At 59.4% G+C, this 2,105-nt stretch carries 2 protein-coding genes; both read right to left on the bottom strand.

Annotated elements, in window-relative coordinates:
- Positions 1–68: 68 nt before the first annotated feature.
- Positions 69–983: a transcriptional regulator FeaR gene (gene feaR / locus KGA97_RS29355; protein ID WP_223481983.1), complete on the bottom strand. Its 915-nt coding sequence runs from the start codon at positions 981–983 to the stop codon at positions 69–71.
- An 86-nt stretch (positions 984–1,069) separates the two neighbouring features.
- Positions 1,070–1,993 (bottom strand): phenylacetic acid degradation operon negative regulatory protein PaaX, encoded by a 924-nt coding sequence (gene paaX, locus KGA97_RS29350; RefSeq protein ID WP_008025283.1) that lies wholly within the window; start codon positions 1,991–1,993, stop codon positions 1,070–1,072.
- Positions 1,994–2,105 lie beyond the last annotated feature (112 nt).

The raw sequence follows: 2,105 nt of genomic DNA, 5'->3' as shown, positions 1-2,105 counted from the left end.
GTTTCTGACACACCGCCATCGCCAGCAAGCCGGCTCCTACAGGGGTTAGGCGTTTATTCAGTTGGATCTCAGGCGTGTTTTTTGCGGTACTCACCGGGCGAAATGCCAAAGCGCGATTTGAACGCGGTGGAAAAGTAGCTCGAATCGGAAAAGCCCCACGAATACCCCAGCACCGACAACTTCTGCTCGGTACGCGTTTGGCGCAGGGACTCCGCACACAAATCCAGCCGCCGATTCTTGATGTACCGCGCCACCACCAATCCCTTCTTGGCAAACATCCGGTACAAACCACGCGTCGACATTCCCACCTCGCGCGCCAGCCATTCGGGGCAGAGGTCTTCCGAGCGGATGTGCTCATCGATGAAGCCCAGGGTCTTGCGAAAGAGGCGCTCATGCACGTCTGCGCATGCTTCGCTGTGGCTGATGGCCGGACGCAGCAGGCTGACAATCGCCTCCAGCGTCGCTTCGCTTTCTGCCTGGCTCAGGCATTGCTGGTGCGTGGCGTCCAGAATCAAACGGTGCGAAAGCATCGCGATGGGGGATGTCGCGGCGATCCGGTGACCGCACTGGACCTGATTGAAGCGCAGGGTTTGCTCGACCAGTTGCGACGGCAGAATCAATGACAACTGCCGGGAGTTTTCACTGTAGGTAAAGTCGCTGGGGCGCGAGGCGTCGATCAGCGTGATATCCCCGGCCGACAGCAACACCTTGCTGTCGCCCTGTGCCATGCCGGCGCTGCCATCGAGCTGAAACACCGCAAAGTATTTACCGTCCTCGCCCGCCGCCACTTCGTGAGGCGTGCGGTACAGCCGTGCCTGGCGGGCATCGACAAAACTGAGCTTCAGCGCGCCGTCCTGGTGCTCGCGGATCTGTCCGGCAAACTCATCACCCAGGGGTTGCGCATTGAAGGCGCCACAGATCTGGTTGATCTGATGAATCCACTGGTCGAAGCCATCACGGCGCTGTGCAATTGAAGAAATCATGTCGGGCCTCACGCAGGCTTGTTTTTATTATCTACGCCAATCCACGGGTTCTCCTGAACAGTGCCGCTCCTACGGAAACAGACGGGTTACTTAAGCCCGCCAAAGCGCCGATAAAAGCTTTCGCCCACGTCCGGCAACGGACCATCGGCGGTTTCCAGTGCAGTGTTCAACCACTCTTCGGCCTTGGCGTAGATCAGCCGGTAAATGTTGCGGCACAACTGGCGGGCGGCGCGTCCTTCCCAATCGCCGGGCAACAACTCGTCCGGTAATTGCGGGTCACGCAGCAGCAGTTTGCGGTACTCGTGAATAAGCAGGACCCGTGCCAGGAAGCAGTCCGACGGTTGCAGGTTTTCCTGCTCGCGAAGCGCTTGCCAGAGCGGTCGGAACAGTTGGATGAACTCGCTGTAATGGGCCGCCAGCTCCTCGATGTTCCAGCTCTCGCGCACCTGCAAACGCAGGGCCTTTGAGGCAAGCACGTCTTGTGCGGTGGTTTCGAAGACGATGGTGTCTTCCTGGGCACCCAGGTCGAGCAAGGTCGCGTTGACGTCGGCCCGATCACTGCGCGGGCAGGCCAGCACGGCGGGCGAGATCGCACCAAAACCTTGCCACTCCAGTTCTTCGCGCACTTGTTTGCGCTTGTCCTGGGTCAGTTGCGTGAGCATCACCAGGCACCACGAACCGTCCCAGGCCGGAACGGTGGAGCTGTAGACCCGCTTGAAAGCTTTGTCGAAACGCCGACGGCCGGCGCCGGTCAGGCTGTAGTAGCTGCGACGCCCTACTTTTTCGGCGGTCAGCCAGCCTTCCTTGGTCAGGCGAAAAATCGAGGTGCGGATCAGCCGTTCATTGATGCCGATGGGCTCGAGCAACTGAATCAGGCTGCCCAGCCACACCGTGCCGCCGTGGGGTTCGATGGCATCCCCGTACAGCGTGATGATCAAGGAACTGGCGCGGATCGGCGTCTGTTCCTGGAAGCGGGTAATCAGATGGTTCAAGGGTGTCAGGGACGACATGGGCGTACCGAGCTGAAAAAAGAAAAGGAATATACCGAATGTCCGCCGGTTAATTGCAAATCCTGTAGGAGCGAAGCTTGCTCGCGAAGGTGTGTCAGCTAAAGGGCTGTCG

Origin of the sequence: Pseudomonas sp. BF-B-15 (assembly GCF_019946675.1) — a bacterium.
In the GTDB taxonomy this organism is placed as follows: domain Bacteria; phylum Pseudomonadota; class Gammaproteobacteria; order Pseudomonadales; family Pseudomonadaceae; genus Aquipseudomonas; species Aquipseudomonas migulae.
Note: the sequence above shows the minus strand (reverse complement) of the source record. Positions and strands in the feature narration are given on the sequence as shown.